The sequence below is a fragment of the Nitrosomonas communis genome (genome assembly GCF_900114745.1).
Lineage (GTDB): Bacteria > Pseudomonadota > Gammaproteobacteria > Burkholderiales > Nitrosomonadaceae > Nitrosomonas > Nitrosomonas communis_A.
Map to the genome: position 1 here is coordinate 1 of NZ_FOUB01000062.1, position 19,762 is coordinate 19,762.

General features: G+C 43.4%; 27 protein-coding genes and 1 other annotated feature. Of the genes, 18 read left to right on the top strand and 9 right to left on the bottom strand.

Annotated elements, in window-relative coordinates; genetic code table 11:
* On the bottom strand, window positions 1-269 hold a 269-nt coding region (locus BM122_RS16465), incomplete at its 3' end, for an IS630 transposase-related protein (protein WP_074907591.1).
* A 209-nt stretch (window positions 270-478) separates the two neighbouring features.
* On the opposite strand from BM122_RS16465, the gene BM122_RS16470 reads away from it, so the two are divergent.
* The 5 genes from BM122_RS16470 to BM122_RS16490 all read left to right on the top strand — a co-directional run bounded on the left by BM122_RS16470 (window position 479) and on the right by BM122_RS16490 (window position 2,959).
* Window positions 479-826 carry a Clp protease/crotonase-like domain-containing protein gene (locus tag BM122_RS16470; protein ID WP_218152127.1) on the top strand — a complete coding sequence of 116 codons (348 nt, stop codon included), beginning with the start codon at window positions 479-481 and terminating at the stop codon, window positions 824-826.
* Window positions 827-984: 158 nt separating this feature from the next.
* Window positions 985-1,203 carry a hypothetical protein gene (locus BM122_RS25355; protein ID WP_256212147.1) on the top strand — a complete coding sequence of 73 codons (219 nt, stop codon included), beginning with the start codon at window positions 985-987 and terminating at the stop codon, window positions 1,201-1,203.
* 91 nt (window positions 1,204-1,294) lie between these two features.
* Complete coding sequence (locus tag BM122_RS16480) at window positions 1,295-1,651, top strand: hypothetical protein (RefSeq protein WP_177198179.1); 357 nt, start codon at window positions 1,295-1,297, stop codon at window positions 1,649-1,651.
* A gap of 311 nt (window positions 1,652-1,962) precedes the next feature.
* Window positions 1,963-2,382: a tetratricopeptide repeat protein gene (locus BM122_RS16485; protein ID WP_177198180.1), complete on the top strand. Its 420-nt coding sequence runs from the start codon at window positions 1,963-1,965 to the stop codon at window positions 2,380-2,382.
* A gap of 304 nt (window positions 2,383-2,686) precedes the next feature.
* Complete coding sequence (locus BM122_RS16490) at window positions 2,687-2,959, top strand: hypothetical protein (RefSeq protein ID WP_143083489.1); 273 nt, start codon at window positions 2,687-2,689, stop codon at window positions 2,957-2,959.
* A 496-nt stretch (window positions 2,960-3,455) separates the two neighbouring features.
* On the opposite strand, the gene BM122_RS16500 is transcribed toward BM122_RS16490, so the two are convergent.
* Window positions 3,456-4,052 (bottom strand): hypothetical protein, encoded by a 597-nt coding sequence (locus BM122_RS16500; protein WP_074906696.1) that lies wholly within the window; start codon window positions 4,050-4,052, stop codon window positions 3,456-3,458.
* Window positions 4,053-4,482: 430 nt separating this feature from the next.
* Between BM122_RS16500 and BM122_RS24345 the strand changes: the two genes are divergently transcribed.
* From BM122_RS24345 to BM122_RS16525, 7 genes are all read left to right on the top strand, one after another.
* A complete protein-coding gene (locus BM122_RS24345) occupies window positions 4,483-5,001 on the top strand; it encodes a recombinase family protein (RefSeq protein ID WP_218152128.1) in 519 nt (172 codons plus the stop codon).
* 23 nt (window positions 5,002-5,024) lie between these two features.
* Entirely contained in the window at window positions 5,025-5,327 is a 303-nt protein-coding gene (locus BM122_RS24350; RefSeq protein ID WP_218152129.1) for a hypothetical protein, read from the top strand.
* The gene (locus tag BM122_RS16510; protein WP_074906697.1) at window positions 5,324-5,767 is read left to right on the top strand and encodes a LacI family transcriptional regulator; all 444 of its coding nucleotides are present in this window, start codon (window positions 5,324-5,326) and stop codon (window positions 5,765-5,767) included. Before BM122_RS24350 ends, BM122_RS16510 begins: the two co-directional genes overlap by 4 nt.
* Window positions 5,768-6,469: 702 nt before the next feature.
* Window positions 6,470-7,636, top strand: coding sequence for an endo alpha-1,4 polygalactosaminidase (locus BM122_RS16515; protein WP_218152130.1), 1,167 nt, complete (start codon window positions 6,470-6,472; stop codon window positions 7,634-7,636).
* 358 nt (window positions 7,637-7,994) lie between these two features.
* Window positions 7,995-8,110, top strand: a sequence feature (AL1L pseudoknot).
* Window positions 8,003-8,407, top strand: a complete 405-nt coding sequence (locus tag BM122_RS26595) for an IS3 family transposase (RefSeq protein WP_177198181.1) — start codon at window positions 8,003-8,005, stop codon at window positions 8,405-8,407. (Overlaps the previous feature by 108 nt.)
* A gap of 310 nt (window positions 8,408-8,717) precedes the next feature.
* Entirely contained in the window at window positions 8,718-8,825 is a 108-nt protein-coding gene (locus tag BM122_RS26600; RefSeq protein ID WP_442754432.1) for a hypothetical protein, read from the top strand.
* Window positions 8,826-9,362: 537 nt separating this feature from the next.
* The gene (locus tag BM122_RS16525; protein ID WP_143083491.1) at window positions 9,363-10,181 is read left to right on the top strand and encodes a hypothetical protein; all 819 of its coding nucleotides are present in this window, start codon (window positions 9,363-9,365) and stop codon (window positions 10,179-10,181) included.
* Window positions 10,182-10,417: 236 nt separating this feature from the next.
* Here the strand turns inward: BM122_RS16525 and BM122_RS16530 are convergent, their stop codons facing one another.
* The 3 genes from BM122_RS16530 to BM122_RS16535 all read right to left on the bottom strand — a co-directional run bounded on the left by BM122_RS16530 (window position 10,418) and on the right by BM122_RS16535 (window position 12,243).
* Complete coding sequence (locus BM122_RS16530; protein WP_074906699.1) at window positions 10,418-10,603, bottom strand: transposase domain-containing protein; 186 nt, start codon at window positions 10,601-10,603, stop codon at window positions 10,418-10,420.
* A gap of 90 nt (window positions 10,604-10,693) precedes the next feature.
* Complete coding sequence (locus tag BM122_RS26235) at window positions 10,694-10,927, bottom strand: hypothetical protein (protein WP_371264941.1); 234 nt, start codon at window positions 10,925-10,927, stop codon at window positions 10,694-10,696.
* A 536-nt stretch (window positions 10,928-11,463) separates the two neighbouring features.
* Window positions 11,464-12,243 carry an endo alpha-1,4 polygalactosaminidase gene (locus BM122_RS16535; protein WP_074906700.1) on the bottom strand — a complete coding sequence of 260 codons (780 nt, stop codon included), beginning with the start codon at window positions 12,241-12,243 and terminating at the stop codon, window positions 11,464-11,466.
* Between the two features lie 815 nt (window positions 12,244-13,058).
* On the opposite strand from BM122_RS16535, the gene BM122_RS16540 reads away from it, so the two are divergent.
* Window positions 13,059-13,865: a hypothetical protein gene (locus BM122_RS16540; protein ID WP_074906701.1), complete on the top strand. Its 807-nt coding sequence runs from the start codon at window positions 13,059-13,061 to the stop codon at window positions 13,863-13,865.
* A 669-nt stretch (window positions 13,866-14,534) separates the two neighbouring features.
* Here the strand turns inward: BM122_RS16540 and BM122_RS16550 are convergent.
* Complete coding sequence (locus tag BM122_RS16550; protein ID WP_074906702.1) at window positions 14,535-14,819, bottom strand: hypothetical protein; 285 nt, start codon at window positions 14,817-14,819, stop codon at window positions 14,535-14,537.
* A 440-nt stretch (window positions 14,820-15,259) separates the two neighbouring features.
* Here BM122_RS16550 and BM122_RS23510 point away from each other — a divergent pair, with 440 nt between their 5' ends.
* The 4 genes from BM122_RS23510 (at window position 15,260) to BM122_RS16565 (ending at window position 17,315) form a co-directional block, all read left to right on the top strand.
* The gene (locus BM122_RS23510) at window positions 15,260-15,421 is read left to right on the top strand and encodes a hypothetical protein (protein ID WP_177198182.1); all 162 of its coding nucleotides are present in this window, start codon (window positions 15,260-15,262) and stop codon (window positions 15,419-15,421) included.
* A gap of 383 nt (window positions 15,422-15,804) precedes the next feature.
* A complete protein-coding gene (locus tag BM122_RS16555; protein WP_074906703.1) occupies window positions 15,805-16,227 on the top strand; it encodes a spherulation-specific family 4 protein in 423 nt (140 codons plus the stop codon).
* A 115-nt stretch (window positions 16,228-16,342) separates the two neighbouring features.
* Window positions 16,343-16,978, top strand: a complete 636-nt coding sequence (locus BM122_RS16560; RefSeq protein ID WP_074906704.1) for a spherulation-specific family 4 protein — start codon at window positions 16,343-16,345, stop codon at window positions 16,976-16,978.
* Complete coding sequence (locus BM122_RS16565; RefSeq protein WP_177198183.1) at window positions 16,905-17,315, top strand: hypothetical protein; 411 nt, start codon at window positions 16,905-16,907, stop codon at window positions 17,313-17,315. The genes BM122_RS16560 and BM122_RS16565 overlap by 74 nt, the downstream gene beginning before the upstream one ends.
* A 49-nt stretch (window positions 17,316-17,364) precedes the next feature.
* Here BM122_RS16565 and BM122_RS16570 read toward each other — a convergent pair whose 3' ends face one another.
* Entirely contained in the window at window positions 17,365-17,622 is a 258-nt protein-coding gene (locus BM122_RS16570; protein ID WP_074906706.1) for a hypothetical protein, read from the bottom strand.
* Window positions 17,623-17,671: 49 nt separating this feature from the next.
* Entirely contained in the window at window positions 17,672-18,091 is a 420-nt protein-coding gene (locus BM122_RS16575) for a hypothetical protein (protein ID WP_074906707.1), read from the bottom strand.
* Window positions 18,092-19,135: 1,044 nt separating this feature from the next.
* Between BM122_RS16575 and BM122_RS16580 the strand changes: the two genes are divergently transcribed.
* Window positions 19,136-19,525 (top strand): hypothetical protein, encoded by a 390-nt coding sequence (locus BM122_RS16580; RefSeq protein WP_074906708.1) that lies wholly within the window; start codon window positions 19,136-19,138, stop codon window positions 19,523-19,525.
* Window positions 19,526-19,651: 126 nt separating this feature from the next.
* Here the strand turns inward: BM122_RS16580 and BM122_RS22635 are convergent.
* Window positions 19,652-19,762 (bottom strand): IS3 family transposase (locus BM122_RS22635; RefSeq protein ID WP_143083492.1); only part of this gene is annotated, 111 nt, incomplete at its 5' end.

Consider the following 19,762-nt stretch of genomic DNA (forward strand, 5'->3'; position numbering starts at 1 on the left):
AGCGCCAGAAAAATAGCGTTTTGCGCCACACCCAAACGTTTTGCCCGCTCGTACTGATAAGCATCAGGATAATCGCGAATATCCTGCCGCAACACCTCAAGATCAATCTTGCGTTGGCGAAACCCTTGAGGTTTACGATGGATGTTCTTAACCCAACGCGTCACGCTCGCCACGCCAACATCAAACCGGGCCGCCACCTCGGCTATCGTAAGTCCTTTTTTCTCTCTGACAGACAGGACTTTACGGCGGAAATCCAGTGAATAGGCCATCTTTAAATTATAATCAAAATTATCTGGTTGTGCTATATTGAACCAAAATGGGCCCAGGCCAAAGCTATCAGAAAAAGGGAAGGTTGTTCCATTGAGCAGCTCTTTGCCGCTTATGAAATTTAAATCATTTTATATAGGATCGGCTATATCATTATTATGTATCCAAGTCGGAGAGCCGGTTTGGCGCGGCAGGCAAAAGCTTTGCTCGTTTGCCTGCGCCAGAGATCGAGGCGGCAGTCATTGCGCAGATCCGGACAGTGCTCACCAGTCCTGAAGCGGTGACAGCCGTGGTGCGCCAGATTCAGCGCAATGGTGCTGAGATTGACGAGGCTGCCACGGTGATGGCCATGGGGCGGCTCAACGACGTTTGGGACCAGCTGTTTCCGGTCGAGCGCCATCGCATCACCAATCTGATGATCGAACGCATCGATCTCGTCCACACAGGTGAGATGCAGGGTATCAGAGTAAAGTGGCGTGAACTCGGCTGGAATGCCTTGCTCGGCGAATTTGCGCCAAAGGGGATCGGTGCCGAACTACTGGAGGTCGAGAACCCATGAGTCAATTCCCCAATGATGCTTTTGAAACTTTTGTGCCTTTGACATAGCGTCGCCGAGGTGGACAGCGCATTACCGATGAGCATAACGCCCACAACGTGACTTTGCTCGAAGGTCTCGCCCGGGCTTTTTACTGACAGCATTTGATCGATACCGGCGCGATGAAGAGCGGCTCGGCCATTGCCCGGGCAGAAAAGCTGCATCATTTAGTAGTCAACGAGTTGCTACGGTTGACTTTGCTTGCCCCAGACATCATCGATGTGTTGATGGCTGGGCGCCAGCCACGCCGCATGAACCTGATCTGGTTTCAACGTAATCCCTTGTCCACAGAATGGGAAGCCCAGCGGCAGATGGTGAAACGCTTTGAGGAGGAGGTATGAGCAGGAATCATCGTGGGCGCATCGACGGTAGTCTGGTCATCTCCCAACTGCCTGCTCCGGCAGGCGGCGTCCAGATGGAGACGTTTATACCGTGGATGTTGGTAAAACGGGGCTGCAAGAAACAAATCATCACGCCACTGGATGCGCCACAGCAACTCTTGGAGGAGGCTACTCGGCAGCAGGAATTGCGAGCGGTTGTCCAGGATTCTGCGCTGATGCGTGCGCTCGGGTTGGCGCACCACTGGCAACGCCTGTTGGACGAGCAGCGGGCGGCATCGGTGGTCGAGATTGCCAAGGCCGAGGGCATGGACGTGACGCAGGTGCGCCGGGTGATGCGGCTAACACTCCTGGCCCCGGATGTCATCGAACAGCTGGTGGGCTCGTCCTACGCTGTGCTGGAGCAGGTGATGCGCCACCCCTGGCTCAGCAGTTGGGTAGAGCAATCTAGAGTTCTGTCACTTGCAATTGAATGTTGCTGACCAAGTCGCTGGCCAGGATTGGTTAAATTAGATGTAAATATTTGGATTTAATCTGGCATGTTCAAAAATAGAACTGTTTAAGCACTGTCAGTTTGTATTATTGAAATAACTGCTTCGCGCCAAAATCAGCCAGTCAATTTTTTTCAATAAATTTCCTATAATCTGGCCTCACAAGTTGATAAACAGCATAGTCAAGATCTCCAGAACTGTATAGGATGATATGCAGTTAGCAAACCTGACTTTTGAAATTGCTTAATTATTTATTATGTTTGAGAATGCCATGACAACACCGATGGAACGAGAATTAGAGCTGAGGATAGACTTCGAAGCGAATCTATTTAAGGCTGCGATAGCGATTTATCCTAATGATCCATATGCGTACAACTACATGGGGCTCTGCTGGCACGAGCATCAGCGATATTCGGAAGCACTGGAGCTTTACAATAAGGCAATTCAGCTTGATCCCCAATTCGCTCATGCTCTCTGTGCTCAGGCGAGCCTTCTGGCCACGTGTCCGGACGCGAAGTATCGGGATGGCGCTTTAGCTGTCAAAGATGCGACGACTGCGCTGAGAATTGCTCAGGAGAGAAACCAGCTGCAAAGTGACTGGAAGCATCGGATGTATCTACAAACTCTCGCTGCCGCTCAGCTGAAGCAGGTGATTTTCAAATGGCTGTTTCGATACAGCGTGAAGCATTAAAATTTAGTATAACCAGGTCCTCGCTCAGCAGTCACTGCTCGATTAGCAGAATATGAGTTGCGTCAACCCAACCGTGAGCCTGCAGGCTTGGTTAGTCATGGAACCAATCGTCAATCTGATGCATAACGTCGCAATGTACTGGAGCATAAACTGCCGCTGTTGCCGGATGATTGCAGACGTTAAATGTAAAAGTTTGGATTTAATTTGACATATCCAAAAGTGGAATTATATAAGTGCCGACGATTGACACTATAAAAATGATCACTTCTAATAAAACCCACCAGTCTACAACTATTCGTCAATCATGAACGTTTATCTCGAAATCGACAAATCCCTTAATGAAAGTTTAAGGATTTGGCGCTATATGGGCCTAGCCAAGTTGATCTCGCTATTTGAAACAAAAGCGCTTTGGCTTGTACGTGCGGATACATTCAAAGATAAGCATGAGGGCCGCTTTCCTGATGAGATGCGAGCATCGATGGAAAGCGCGTATAAAAACTTCCCGAAGAATAATCCTTCTCCAGTAAAAGATTATAACGATTTCCAAGATTACTTGATCAAAAAACACCTTTATTAGCTGTTGGCACCAAAACATTAATGAAAACATGGCGATGTGGGAAATCTACGGACGTGATACAAACGCAGTAGCTATTCAAACTACCATAAGCCGCATAAAGGAAAGTATCGACTCATCCGGGCTTAGAGGTCATTCTCTTCTTCTTAAGCCCGTAGATTACATAAGGTCAGAAGATGTGAAGGGAGTGCTGCGCTACGAAGAGTGTTTCTTCATAAAGCGCCCGCATTTTGTGTTCGAGTAAGAAGTTCGAATTTCACTTGATACATACTCTCGTGTAAACCCCACCAAGGACACGCCTTACGGTTTTGAATTATCTTGCTCCATCAATAAACTCGTGGAGTCGATCTATGTTCATCCTGATAGCGCAGAATGGTTTGTGCATGTCGTAAATAAATAAGGTAATCCCCCGGCATAGCCGGGGGATTACCTTATTTATTTAGCAGATATCATGAAAAACAAAAATCATAATTAAGCTTCAAACCAACAAGCTATAGATTTACCGCTTTAACCAATGCATTATTCCTGCCACGGATACATCAACAAAGGAATCATGTTCCGCTTTTAAACGTTCGAAGGTACGCCTGTGCATGCCTTTAGGTTTACAGCCTTCCCCATTCAGAAAACCGATCTTCCATTTTAGCCTGTCCCGTATTTTGTTGACTCGCCGAGCAGCTCGGTCATAGTCAGCTTCCCGCTGACAAGCATAGGCTAACTTGTAACAGTGTCGGCATGCAAAAATTCTACCACCATACAGGATAGCAACACGCCGCCCGCAATTCTGAACAGGGCATAAAAACCATGCCCTGGCACCACCATATGTGCACGGTGTCCAAGTCAAATAGACTGGGTAGCGCTCATCCTGCCATGCTTGCTCATTCTTTCTGTGCCGGTAATTGAGAATTACCCGGTCTTGTTCCGTTAGCACTTTTAGGGATGCGAAGGTTTCGCCGCTGCGCCACCATTTTATAGTTAAGGTGAGCCCCGGTTTAAGTAGCCCATCACGCTGCCAGCGTCGTATGTCTAGTCTGCGGTAATTATCTGTCGTGTCTTTCTTATCGTAATGCCAACATCGTCCGCTACTTTGCCCACCCATATTTTCTCCCATTATTTTGTCGAAATCATCAAGAAGATTTAGCTGATGATTTTATTTCGGATTTTCCATGATTATTTCTATTAACCGAAACTGGCTGGTAGTAAGTATTTTTATCATTTTGACAATTTTCTCAATTGAGCCATAAAAAACCGGAGAAACCTATGAAACCTATTGGGCTAGACAGCCAGCCACTTCTCCGCTGGATTGCCAGAGTAGACGGAATATACATATTATCGGCTATGTAGTGCATATGCCGTAGAAGAAATCGTTGGGCTGGGAGGCATTAGGCAAAAGCTAGCTGCGCACTTTCATGCCAATTGTAAGGCATTATTTTTATCTACAGATAACCCGTTGCTTGAGCAATGCTTCAATACGTGCAGGTCAAGATTGGTAGTTTTATCTCATCAGATAATATTAGTAAGCCGCTGATATGATCGCCTTCTTGGCAAAATTGCCGCTGCTACCGAACGAGCGTGAAGCTAAGATTATCCGCCATGTCTTTCAGCGTTTTGTTGAACTCGGTTCCAGCACCATGCTAGTCAAGGGATTGAAGTTGGATGGGGTGATATCGAAGTCCTGGACCACACAAAATGGCAAAGTCCGTGAGGGTAAGCTTATTGATAAAAGTTTAATTTACAAAGTGCTTAACAACCGAACTTACCTAGGTGAATTGCGACACAAGGAGCAGTCGTATCAGGCTGAACATTCATCATCCGAGCATGAAATGTGGGATAAAGTGCATGCCATCCTTGCCACCAATGGTCCCGTTCGCAGCAACGATACACGAGCAAAGTTGCCATATCTGCTTAAAAGTATTGTGTTTGGCAGTAACGGCCGAGCCTTATCACACCATGGCACACGGCTAAGAAAAATGGCCGCTGCTACAGCTCTTACATTTCGCAACGGGATGCCAAGAAGCACGCTGGTGCATCTAAATTTCCGCGCCTGACTGCCATAGGATTGGAATCTGCAGTGCTCTATCAGCTGCGTGCGATTTTGCGTGCGCCAGAATTGGTAGGGGAGGTGCTACCTCAGGCAATCAAGCTAGATTCCGCTTTGGATGAGGCTAGAGTGACCGTGGCGATGACCCGACTCGATGCAATTTGGGATCAACTGTTTCCGTCGGAGCAGGCGCGTATCGTAAAGCTTCTGGTTGAAAAAGTAATCGTATCACCCAACGATCTTGAGGTACGGCTGCGTGCCAATGGCATTGAGCGGTTGGTGCTGGAGATGAATCTGAAGTCAATCGAGCAGAAAGAGGAGGCACTGGCATGAGCGATATCCAAATCAACAAAACAGGCGAGCCGGATATTATCCAGGCAAGCGACGGCAAACTGACCCTGTCTGTACCGATTCAAATCAAACGCCGCAGTGGGCGTAAGCTGGTCACGTTGCCGAACGGCGAAACTGAAAAGGCTCGGCCTTGGAACACGGTGGCAACACCGCTGCGGTTGGCGTTAGCTAGAAGGCACCGCTGGCTTGCTATGTTGGAATCGGGTGAGGCCAAATCCCTGAGAGAGATAGCTACTCGAGAGAGCGTTGACAGGAGCTACGTCAGTCGCATGGTCAATTTGACTACGCTCGCGCCAGATATTGTGGCTGCAATTCTGGATGATAAACTGCCAAATCACATTACGCTGTTTGATCTGGCGGTAGATCCATCGTTGTTGTGGGAAGAGCAGCTGGAGCAGGTCAAGAAGGTGCTATCTCCATAAATTTGAAAAGCATCTTGAATAAATGATCAGTAAAGGGAGTGCTTCATATTGGTATTGAATACTGGTCACAAGTGTGGTGAATCCCTCAAAAAGATCATCGCCGCCATACTGGTTTTAGCGCTATTACACAAATTCTTGACCATCTTGACTTGTCCTCATGAGCGTCGCCATGTTCACCTCCGTAGACCTTTGATCTTATTAGGACAGGTCTGAATCAGGCCCATCTTTTCAAGGTATTTCTTGAATGTGCAGGCGTTCTCCCTGGGCGTCTTGTGCGTGAAGGGTAAAAAATAGGCTAAACATATTTTTTGTCAGCGTAGCTACAAAAACAATTTCCCTCTCATCCACTTGAAGGTTTAAGTGATACCTTGCCAGATAATTTAACCTCTTGATTCTCGACAGAAGATAAAGTTAATAATATTTGAATAACATATAAAAAGAAAATTTGCTCCTTGCTAGCTCCATAGCGAGGCAACCAGCTTACATAAGCTGTTGTTGGCGGTGTGCCTCCTCATGAGGGATAAGGATTAAATGTATGCAATCGTGTTATTGCCGCCCAATTCTTCATCCCTTAATATTGCTCACGTCATAGAGCTTAGCTGATCTGATCTGTTGTTTTTGATATTTCTTAATCAAGAAGTACTCAAGAGAATAGATTCCGATTCAACTGTTTTTTATTATTTCTAGAGTCCATTTTAAATTATGAGCATAAATAATAATGTCATACTACTCATATTGACACTTTTTCTTCTATTGACTCATAGTTTTGCTTTAGCAGATCCGCCAAAGCCACCTCTTATCATATTAACCCAAGATCGCACCAAGATATCCATTGCTTGGTCCCCAGTTGCAAATGCCCATGGGTATCAGTTATTTTATGCGCCTTTTCCATTTACCGGCCCAGAAAGTATTAAAAGTGTTGACATGAGTAATGCCACCTCTGGCTCAATTGAGTTATGGGATGCTGCTGCTTTCATTGTTGCGGTAAAAGCACATAATGATGTCGGTAGTAGCGATTACTCCAATATTGAATTATTTATTCTTTCTAAAGCACCGTTACTTGACCCTGATGCATCACCGGTGACCGGTAATTGGTACAAGCCGCCTGTAGCAATCACCTGGCAATGGCAGCTGTTAAAAGGTGCAAAAAGAGATACTATGAAAGAAACAACCGATGAAACCAATGAAATCGATATAAATTATCCAGTTCAACTTTATGATATTGATCTATTTGATTCTTCCCCATCTTTGATTAATACACTCAAAGCTTCTGGCAAGAAGGTTATCTGTTATTTCTCGGCAGGTAGTTATGAAGATTTTAGAGCAGATAAGGATAAATTCAAGCCTGAGGAATTGGGTCATCCTTTGATCGATTGGCCAGATGAGCGATGGCTTGATATTCGCTCACACAATGTAGCGGAGATCATGATCTCACGGCTAAATTTAGCTCTGCTAAAAGGCTGTGATGGCGTGGAACCCGATAATGTGGATGCCTATGCTAATAATTCCGGCTTTGATTTAAGCGCCAGGGATCAACTGGCATTTAATAAATTTATTGCTAATGAAGCCCATAAAAGAGGGTTGTCAGTTGCGCTTAAAAATAATTTGGAACAAATTACTGATTTAATCGATTATTTTGACTTTAGTATTAATGAGCAATGTCATGAGTTCAATGAGTGTGATTCGCTGACCCACTTTATTACTAATGGCAAGCCTGTGTTAAATGCAGAATATCAGCAAAGTTATATGGACAGCCCTGCTGCGCGGCAGGCACTTTGTGATATTTCTAAGGGGGCGCAATTTAGTACCTTGATTCTGCCAATAGATTTAGATGATAGTCGGCGATTTAGCTGTTTTGAAAATAAATGATCAGTGTTCCCTTAAACGTAATAGAGCGCGCTACTGAATTCCCCCGGTATACAAGATTCTATTTCTTGAAAGGATAGAGCGATAAAAAACAAGTAAGATATTCACTGCAGATTCGTAAGCGGGCTGTCTGATTGCTGTATAAATACCAACGGAAGCATAAGCAATAATGGGCGACACTGGAATTGATAGCGTCCAAGATAGGTAGTATCGCGGAGACGTTGCGCAAGTGGGTTCGGCAATCAGAGACTGATCAGGGCATCTGAGCAGGCATGTCAACCTCGGATCGTGAGCGAATCAAGCCACTGGAACGTTAGAATCATGAGCTGAAGCAAGCAAATGCGATATTGCACAAGGCATCAGCCTATTTTGAGAAAGAACGCTCGACCGCCGACCGAGGTGATAGCGATATTGGTTGATCAACATCAGGAGCAGTACGGGGTCGAGCCGGTCTGCTGGCAAATTCAGATTGCCCCGTCGAGTTATTATGAGTATAAAGCACGAGAACGAGATCCTGACCAATTTACCGATCGCGCTAAACGGGATAAAGCGCTTGAGCGGGATATACAGCGCATATGGGAAAGCAATTTCAAGGTTTATGGCGCCAACAAAGTATGGCGGCAATTAATACGTGAAGGTATCCGGGTTGCCCGTTGTACGTACGCACGACTGATGAAGAGGCTTGGAATACAAGGCGTCAGTCGCGGTAAAAAATGTTGGACGACGATTGCAGATGGCTTGCTTGATCGGCCAACAGGCAAGGTTAACCGGTAATTTGTAGCGACGCGCCCTAATTGTATTGTCGGCTGGCGGGTCAGCCGATCATTACATATAGACTGGGTGCGGCATAGCATTGTGAAAGGCACGGTGGGTGCGGCGAAAAAACCAGTGAGTTAATCCATCACAGCAATCATTCCAGTCAATATCGGCCAATTCGCTATACGGTACGTATAGCAGAAACCAATATGGATGTTTCTGTTAGCAGTGTTGGTGATTCTTTGACATTGCGCTGGTCGGAACGATTAACGGATGATACAAGACAGAAGTCATCCGGCATCGCGGCCCCTGGCTCAATATTGATGAAGTGGAATTTGCCACTTTGGAATGGGTCGACTGGTTCAACAAACGCCGATTATTGGAGACGCTTAAAAATATTTCACTGACTGAATTTGAAATGGCATATTATCACTAATTAAAGGAAGCCAGAGGATGAAGCTTGACTCAAACCAAAAAGCATCCGGTAAAACCGGAGCTTTGATTACCCCTCTCAGTCATCATCTTTCCTTTTTCATTATGGTTAACTATGAACCAAAATCCATACCTATCTCCTAGTCAATCAGGTTAGTTGCCTAAGCTGGGCTAATAAGACATAGTCATAATCTTATAATTAACTTGTCATAAATGTATGCCTTTGCATTATTGATATGTCATCTTATTTCTCGTAGCATAGTCACAAATAAAGCTGGTTTATTAATTAATTAAATGAATGTATCTATTTGTTTTATAACATTTTTAATCCACTTTATTTTAACTGATCTATTCGGCAAGCACGGTTTAAAGAAACCGACGATTCTTTAGGGCTGCCTCACTATTAAGGTCTTAGTATAAATTTAGCTGGGCTGTCAAAGCACTGTTTTGCTGGGTGGAGACATTGTTGAGAAACAGGATGTAATTTTTCTTTTTAAGATTCTTTGATCTTATGAATTCCACTCATTAAAAGGAGACAATCATGAGTGCTAGTAATGAACAGCAAAAAGAATATGATGCACAAGGATATGATCAAAAAGGATATGATCGCCCAGGGTATGACGAAAAAGGATATGATCGTCCAGGGTATGATCGACCAGGGTATGACCGTCCAGGGTATGATAGAGAAGGATATGATCGGCCAGGGTATGATAGAGAAGGATATGATCGCGAGGGATATGACCGAAAAGGATACGATCGAGAAGGATATGATCGGCAAGGAAAAGATTGTCAAGGAAATGATCGCCAGGGAAATGATAGTCATAAAGATGGTGGGTCTGGCAGTAAAGACCATGGTGGAAAAGAGCATGGCGATAAAGACCAAGGTGGCAAAGGCCATGGTGATAAAGATCATGGTGATAAAGACCAAAGTGGTAAAAACTATGGTGATAAAGACCAAAACGATAATAGCCAAAATGGTAATAGCCAAGGCGATAATAGCCAAAACGGTAATAACCAAGGCGATAAAGATCATGGTGGAAAAGACCATGGTGATAAAGACCATGGCAGTAAATCTAAACATGTCGATGCACGTCCAGGCGACGCTTGCCGTGGTGAAGACGGTGCCGAAAATTTTGTCTTCCATGATAAGGGACACTGGAATATTGACAACTATAATGGGCAGGAAGGCGATATGCTCGATTTCACTGAGTATGGTTTAACTCGTGAAGAGATCGCTAGTTATGTTACGAATGTCACCATTGAGGCTAATACCTTCATCGTCAACTTTGGCGATAATGTATCGATTACGCTGGTAGGTCAACCGCCCACCTGGGATAACGTTATTGCTGCAGAAGCTTAATAGCGTATTAAAAAGGGGGAGACCTTTTCCCTCTCGTTAATGTAGAGAATCTGGGTCGGAGTAAAGTGAATATAAGGTTACTCTGGCCTAAGGCTTATGAGTCAATTCTTAATAATGAGATAGCTAAATTACCTAATTCTCATATACTCAATATAAAAAAGCTATAAAAAGAATTTGAATTCCTTTGAAGGACACCTCAAAAAACTAAAGTTTCGAAGTTCATTTTCTTTCATAAACTAGAAGCGATGTAAGTGCTCAACCGTACTATCTGCTATTCTCTCTGGCCTAGTGATTTCAATGAATTCTGGCGTTAACAGCAGTAGTTCATCGATAAGGTTATTGGGCCAAGCGGGGAGTTTGATGAGTGTATCTTTGAGCCATGCAGATGGGTCCAGTCCATTGAGTAGAGCGGTACCGAACAAGGTTTGGATAGTGGCCGCGCCTTGGCCGGCGCGCTCTGAGTCAGTAAATAGTCAATTCTTTTTATCGGATGTGATGGGACGGATAGCATTTTAAACCGGGTTGTTGTTAATAGACAGGCTAACGCTTTGTGCATAACCAATCAGACCTGGACAGCGTTTTAAAGTATAGCCGAGTGCTTTGGTGGAGTCACCGCCATTGGCAGCTTGGGTTCGGGTTTGTAGCAACCACTCATGCAGTGCATCGAGGGGGACAAGCTTTTTTCTGCATGCAGTAGTTGGCGGTCTTCGATCGTCAGATGTTTGCCTTCGGACAATTGCAAACAGATTCCATAAAACTCAGCATACCTCATCCTTAGTTGAAATTTATGGCTCTATGTGAAATATAGTGGGTAAGACTGATTACATTTTGGTTTTCTGTATCATCCAATTATCCACAGATTGTTCTTAGGGAATTATGTCATAGGTTTGTGAAATCTGAATATGAGTCATGAATTCTATTGTATATCCATGAATAATATAAATTATTAGCAACAAAAGCAGGCTTTATTTACTCGGATTGACCCATAATCAAAGCATTACATGTCTAGAAGAAGATAGAATCATGAGGTGGAAGAGAAACTCAAACTTACACTATTCACCCACTACAAATCACATAGAACCAGATTTATTTAATCAGCCGCCGGGAGGCCAATACCATTCTTGGTTTCAGACTAAAAAACGGTAACTGCTCCGCAGTTATCCTAAATAAGAGACCTCTGCATAACTGGCTTTTAGATAAATAATTTTTTTATAGATATTACATACAAAGAACAACTCTAAAAACACAGTTATGCAGAGGTTTGAGAGATGAATATTACAGCTTACTCGAGCGGTGGGCAGCTAAAGCGAAACGAATCGTCCAGCTCCAAAGGAAGGAATATAGTACTCAAACCAAGCGCGCTGGATTGAGCACACACTTTATCCTGCTTGGTCGTTCGATATTCAACATTAAATACCGCTTTGCCTTGATCGATAAAAGGTTTTAGTACATCACATTCTCTGTACCGATGACATTCCTCATTAATTGCAAAATCGAAGTCGCCTATCAGATCATTGATCTGCTCCAAATCATTCTTCAATCCCACCTTGAGCCCTAATGTATGAGCTGCCATGGCTAAAAATCGGTTGTAATCGATTTGATCTTGATACGTCAGTGGGAAACCTGTTTTGTTGCTATAGCCATCCACATTGTCTGGTTCTACGGCATCACACCCTTTACTTCTAGCAAGACCTATTCTTGCGGCCATAATGCTCCTCACCTCATTGCTGCGTATATCCAGCCACCGCTCACCGGCCCACCCATTCTTTCTGCCCAGAACATTTTCTGGAAATTGATCAGCATCTTCTCGCCAGTTCTCCCAACTGCCAGCGCTGAAATAACACACCACTGCGATACCTTTTGCATGCAGATCGTCAATTAAACTCTGGGGAGAATCAAACAAATCAATGTCGTATACCGCCGCATCGTAGGATGTGTTAACAGTACCCTGGAGCTGGTATTGCCAAGGCTTGGATGGCGTCGAAAATGGATTAACTATTTGTGCAAGTAAGTTTACCGGTACAATCAGCAAAAAAAGTAAAATGAAGTTAAATTTTTTCATGAATAATTCCTTTGTCATAATTACAATGGAATATTCATGTTATGAGTTTATGGATAGTTTAATTCTCTGAAAAGGAACGTTTTTTATATCTATTTAAAAGAATTAAATAGAAAAAAATATATGCATAATGGAAGGTTAGGGTCAAAACGACACCTAGAGCACAAAAACGAAACTGAACTAGTAAAAAGGTTGCGGTAAATACAGCAATAAAATTATTACATTTGTCAGGTTCGCTTAAACTTCCATACGTTATTGTCATTTACCCTCCATGCTTCTCTTAGAATGACTTGCAGTTTCTAGGATTGTGGTGATCGGACTTTTTAGCAAGCGTTTGAATATGTGCCTTTTGAGCAGATTGTTAAAAAATGTTTTCGAGGCAGTCGACAAAGGCAGAAACAGGCGAAAAACCCGAGTTTATACCTGACATATGAGCATATTGAGCTTATTTTTAACGCCGCAGCGGCAATGTATTTATCTGGATGCTTCAGTACGAGCAAGCAAAAAAGCATCCCAAGGCGATTGACCGCGTACGGCTATCATCCACGACAAGATCGCCACTTTAGACTAATCAAAACCACGTTTTTTTATGCCAAATAAATAACGCTAAATCTCCAGCAATCAGAGCCGTTTAAGTAACCATCATGCAATCGCTTTCATGAATTTCATCAAGAAGGGATTGGAGGCTTTGCTGCTTGAGGCGAATATGAAAGTCCCAGAAGCAGCAAGAGCATGATATTCCTCAGTGACTCGATGTGTGACAAATCAAATCGCTTGTATGAGTCACTTTTATTCGTATCTGTATTAGGAGAAACAGGATGAGCAAACTGATCCAACCGAACTATCTCACTGGTCTGATATCATGTGCTTTAGTTAGCGCCTTTGCTTCAACAGCTGTTCTGGCAGTAACCCCTTCCGCTAAGTTTGCTGCCACGTGGACAGAAAAACCAGCTTTAGCCGCATTGGCAGTCATCGCCGATTCTACGGTAGATAAAGTAGTCGTTGATAGTAAAACTGGCTATACCCTTGCAACTATCAAAGTGCCACAAGATAAAGAGCTGTTGGTAGGGGTATCCGCGGAAATTGGCTTGGTCACCGACACGTCGGTCAAGGGTAAAAATGGCGGCACTGCCACTGCTTCTGCTGATGCAGAAGCGTATGTCACCATTTTTGCGGTACCTAAGGCAGGCGGCACCCATGCGATAGCTGCGCCTGGTCAGATTATATTAACCAAGCGTGTACAAGCACTAACCGGTACATTGGGCGGCGTCATTCAGAGCTGTACTGATGCAAATGCTGATGGAACTACCGACATTGCCACTGAATGTCTGGTGACCGACGAACAAATCAAGCTGCTGCAAGGCACAACTGCAGCGCACCACTTCAATTTCGTATTACCTAATTTGTCTCAAGGTGATTACGACATTAAAGCAATATTCACTACTGGCGCACGCGCAGAGGTTGACATTTGTACTTCTGCAGCTGAATGCAGTCTATTTGATGCGCAAGGTACGGTAAGCGCCAGCTCAACAGCTGGAGCGGTCGTCAACAAAACCATGTTAACAGTGCAACAAGTAAGGGCAGCAAAAGGCGGAGTCATAGATGCCGAAATCATCGAACCTTAAATAAATAAGGTAATCTCCCGGCTATGCCGGGAGATCATCGTAGAATACGTATAAATGGATTTTAATTCGACACAGGGATTTCGGCGCAGGATGTGAGACAAACACATAGACGTGTATCAGTATGAGCGCGCCAAACGGCTTGGAGTCAGCCTATAGGGCATCCATCATACTTTAAGCCATCTGGGTGTGGCTTATAAAAAAGTCTGCGTCCACCGAAGGCTAACGAAGAAGGGCGGCATTTTTTAAAGAGAAAACTGAAAGGCTATGATCGCGAAAAAAATTGGCATGCAGGAGGCTGAGCCAACGTTATTGGCGCCCAGCCAAAAAGACGCTCCTGACCATGGGTCAGCTTATAGCTAATATTAACGCCGACATCATTCAGCATGGGGTTACGCAAGACCTTTTGCCTAAACTCTCCTGCCGTCTGCGTGATGTGATCTTTATGAATAATGAGACATTCTATGAACGATAAGATACCAAAACAGCTTTTACCAATATCGGGCGCACGCTCTAATATTTTCCGCCTTATTCTCCAGATTTCAATGCCATTGAGCCAAAATGGGCTCGTGCCAAAACAATCAAAAAAGAAGGATGTTCCGTCGAGCAGTTTTTTTCATCTATGCATTTTTAAGAATTCTTGATGACTCCACTAATTTGGAGATACTTGACCTATGGAAACATAGGGTAAAGAGTTCTTTGAAATTTTCTATTTTTCTTGGATTTCATTTGTTTCTGTAGTTTTGTTTGTTTATGAGTTTGGCCTTGTCTATTTGATTGTAAGTTATCTTGCTGAATGCCACCCTCAATGGCAATGACGTTGGGAGAGTTGGCTCCACTCGCAGAGACATTTGTTGAATTTGCTGATACATGTCCGGAGGGAGTATATCCAATAAGGATGATTACAAATATTGTTTTTTTATTAAAGGGCACCTCTAAAAATTCATATTTCGTCACAATACTTTGTTGTTCACAAAAAATGTTTCCTTACATATCAGTTATATGCTGCGTCAACGCTTTTTGTTCTCGCCTCGTCTTGTTTAAAAATCTGAATTTTTAGAGGTGCCCTAAACAAATTCATTTTATTTCTCCTTAGAAATGTTGAGCTATTCCTAGTCTCATCAAAGTGTTCTAGATAACTTCTATTTATTTAATAAACATATATGGCATTCCAAACCATAAAAATAAGCACATGCCTTTATTTCTTATAAGGAAAGTCTTTAAAAAATGGATAAGAAACCTCCTCCTTTATATATGAGAGGGTTGAGAATAAAGACTCGGTTAGATAAGGTTATATCTCCTGAATCAAATCTTTATTAATTTATTTGTCATATAATATTTGATAAACCACGTACCATAGCGTTGAAAAAGTTGTGTAAATAGCGCTATCTTGATGTTTGAAATATCAAGTAGGTGCTGATCAGCCAATCCGGCCCCAGTTCAGGGAAAAGGTTGGGGCACAAACTGGCCCCTCAGGCGAGCATAGTCGGCCGCTGCGGGGCGGTTGTCGGGCGGGCATGGGAGCGGTAGTCATCCTGGGCGTTCCAGACAGCCCTTAGAAGGACAATAGCGTGGAGATTGGTCCACTTAAGCCAAACTCGACTTTGCTTGAGCTTTAATTCACAACAACTGGGGCCACCGGTCGTGTATCCAGTAAGAATTCAGGCGCGTTTTTCACGACGAGCAGAGCCTGAATCATCATTCCGAATTGAGGCGTTATTCAATGGGGCTTCTTGTCGCTGTTCTTTTCGAGAAAGCTATGGTTAGGGATCAATCCAAATTGCGCTGATTGAAACAATCTCAGAAAACGGTAGCAGTTCTAATTATGCTAGTAACTATTCAGTTTCTACCAAGAGTAATTTCCTTGGACTAAAGTACGATATCTTTACGTTGGAAGAGATAACAAAATAGCACATATGAATTCCATGAGGAGACATTTGCCATGAGCATAAAAGACTTGATTTCTCTTCCTGCTGCTTATTTGTCACTGGCATTCAGTGCGAACGTTTACGCTACTAATCTTTTTGTTCCAGCCTATTTCGAGCCATCAAGCCCCCCGACTCTGGATTACTGGAGTGGCTTGGCTGCAGCTGCTCAAATAGTACCTACTACCGTAACTATTAATCCAGACAATGGGTTTGGGACAAGCGCTGACCCTGGCTATGTTACAGCTATCGATTTAATTCGTGGCGCTGGGGGGAAGGTAATTGCTTACGTACATACCGATTATGGAGATCGCCCACTGATCGATATCGCTATCGAAATTGATAATTACCTAGCCTTCTATGCGATTGATGGTTTCTTTATTGATCAAATGGCCGCAGACGGAACGGAGGAAAACATTCTGTACTATGAGCAAATATAGCGTAACCAGTTAAGAATGATTCAGAACGTATAGGATTTGAAAAGAGCATCTCAACGGTTTGGTTTTGTTGTTTACGCAGTACTTTGGCGTATGCCCTTTTGTGCTAGATGAGACAATGAGAATACTCTTTGAATCATTTCTAGCTGGTTTTGCTATATATAACTACATCAAGAATAAAGGTAGCCATTATTCAGTAACGGGAGATCCTGGAGTGGTACCCGATGAAATTTACCTAAGCAAACCAGTTGCTGATAATTTAGTAGTATTTCAGGGCAGCATGAGGAATTACGTGAACTTTAAGCCAGAACAATGGCAACGAAATTATCCGAAGGATCGATTTATTCATATTGTTTATAGCGCAACATGGTATCAGATGATGCAGGCGTTCAGTCAGACCGACATAAACTACGTTGGAAATCTATACGTAACCGATGATAGCCTTCCGAATCCTTACGACAGTCTGCCGCAGTATGGAGAATTGGAACTCAAGATGGCAACCATAACCCCTAACAAAGAGCAAAAAATCTTTATTTATGCCGAGCAATTGTTTCCGCAATACTTTTCACCTGCAAACGTAGCTAATCAGCAATTTGATGGGTTCACCTACCGCTATTATCCAACCACCAATGCCTACATAGGAATCAAGAACGGCGATGTGTTCGTACTTGGTGATGCCTTTGGCCAAAGCATTCGGCGTATCGACACTATGGAAAATACACTCCAAATCTTGGAAAGCACAGCAGGCTCCTAAGACCTATTCACCAGGTAATTTTGATATCCTGCCGTTTATGGAAGGTCGCGTTGCCCATGACAATCACGCAAGCGTGCAGAAGTTTAGGCAAAAGGTCCTGCGTCACCCAAGCATAGAAAATGTCGGCGGTGATATTGGCGATGAACAGGCCTACGGTCAGCAGCACTTTTCCGATCAGGGCGTCGATGACATGGGTTCGGCCTCTTGCATGTCAATCTTTTACGCCATGAGAGCGCTCACTCACTGGCGCATAGCCATGCGTGCGCAGCTTGTCATGAGCAAAGCCGCTTTCATTAAGGTAAACGATGATGCAGTCTTCGCGCTAAGGAACGGATGAGATGCGATCTTCCTGCTTGAGCACGGGGTTAATCTTTGATGGCTATAAATTAGAGCGTGTTTTCAACTGGGATGCCACCAGAAACTTCCGTTGCCTTATGGTTTTCGATACCTTCTGGGTATTCCCAAAAGTAGTGATTAATTTTTATCGCTTTTCCGCAATCACATTCAATGCCGATGTTTCCCTTATAGGTGATTTCTTCACCCATTTCCCTTACCTCTGAATCGACAGGCTCATACTCCATTTCACTGCGTTTAATTTGATGAACCTTTTCGCAGTCTTCGCACTGAATTTTGAGATATGACATGAAGTTTTTCTCCTTTATAATGGCAGACAAAGCGGTAAAATTGAGATGGCTAACGCCTCGCATCAGGCGCAGCGTTATGCGCTGTCGCCTCAATTCGGTAGTAGTTAGACATCACCTTTAATTGCACGAAGCCGTCTCTCTTCGCCAATTGCCATGAGCTCTCGCGCCTTCGCCGATTTTCTTCTGTTGTCTCAGGTAAATCATCTAACAATCGCTTCCAACGGCTAGCAATAACGCTGACTGAAATCTCATCAGTTTGGCCTCTATGGAATAGAGACTTGATAATAGGTAACAGTTCCGATGCGAGTTCTCTCCCCTCCATGAATTTTTTTACAACCCATAGATAAATATCAACGAGCTCCAGTCCTGCGATATTTACAGTTGGCTCAAATGTTATGGGTCTATCCGGCATAATCCTAAAGTCGAGTTCTGGCAATCCTTGAACGTTCACAAGCGAAACGTCGCGCATCAGAGCAAGTTGCGAAAATGTCTACTGCGCCTTGTAAAACTGCACCTGTTGATCGACCATTATACTTGACGCTTCTTTTCAATGTTTCTTAAGCCTTGTGGCAATTTCATGCATAACGAATTGAAAGCCGGCAATATTTAGACTGATTTTGAACAAATGAAGCAGAACATAGCGCATCGGAATCCAATATTCAGTCCATGCCACAGCTGGATTGAGCCGTTGATTAAATGCTTAATCGAAGGAATATATGAGCGAGTGGTCTTCTTTTGCTACGCGATATAAATCAACCTGAACATCATATCTTTTATGAATTCTCAAAATATCCGGAACGATCTTTACCGAAGCTCTATCTCTTAACTCAGTTGCATGGAGTTGTCTTACTCCTAGCTGATATCGTAGTTTGGCTAAATGACGTGAGTTCGACATAAGAAAAGCAGTAAATGAAATCTGAATTCCTGATAGCTTGACAGAGAGTTTCATTATTATTCGTGAGGAGAAATCATCATTAATATTAAAGAGATCTCTGCATAATTAGCTTTTGGGTAATTTAGTATTTTTAGCTAATTGATTTTATGAGTTACTCATACCGAGGAAAACTCTAAAAATACATTTATGCGGAGGTCTCCTGGTTTAATTATTGCTAGTCACAAACTTTAAAAGCTTAGGAATGATAAATGAACTGAGAAGAACCCGGTGAGCAGAGAGGGCAACCCACTGGGTTGCAAAGGATTATGATTAGTATCAATACAGCGATAACTAGAATACCTTGATACAACTACTTTATCGGTTAGGCAGGAAAAAGCTTTAGAGTATATTTTTGTAGCACTCTATTTTTATTATGCATTGACGAGGACTTAACTGAGGTATAAATGGTTTAAAAAGAGAAAATCGTGGATGTGAATTATTTCTTAAAGTCAAGAGATCTAATATATAAGTAGCCTTATCTCCTCGTTACTATTTCATATGTTGTTAAACGTACAGAAAGACCGGAAAATTGCAGAGTAATATATAGAGTAATTTACTAGGCTGCCTGGAGGAAATACTATGAAATATTATTTTGCATTGAATAAGAAGCAAATCGCAACAATCTTCAGTGTAACTATTTTTGGTTTTACGGGCACAACTTATGCTGCAGGTACTGAGGAACCCAGGGAGACATCAGGACAAGGAGATGCAATAGGATTCGCTGCCGGGAGCACCTCAGATCAAGGTGGTTCCCAGCAGCAATCTAGCGGCTCAACAGGAGATTCATCCAGCAGCTCAACGGAAAATTCCTCTAGCAGCGGTTCAACCGGAAGATCTTCCGGCAGTGACTCTCTTGGTAGCAAGCCAGGCTCATCCACTGGCACCATGAGAGATTCATACAAAGGCTCAACTGGAGATAAATTCAGCGGCTCCGGAAGCTCATCGAGCCGAGGCTCCACAGGTTATTGATTTAATCTATATTCCCTTCGCCATAAGCGAAATCAGCAGGATTCAAAAAAGCTTAGGATGCAGTAGCTCTATTACTTTTCTTAGACGAGTCAAGTTGACGTGGTCAAGTAAAATCGGACACCTCAGTTAAGCTGCTTTTATTGATTTTGCTGCATCTGCTTCATATTGATTCGGACTTTTGTAACCCAGGTATGAATGCAGTCTTTGGTTGTTATAAAACACGGCGATATACTGCAA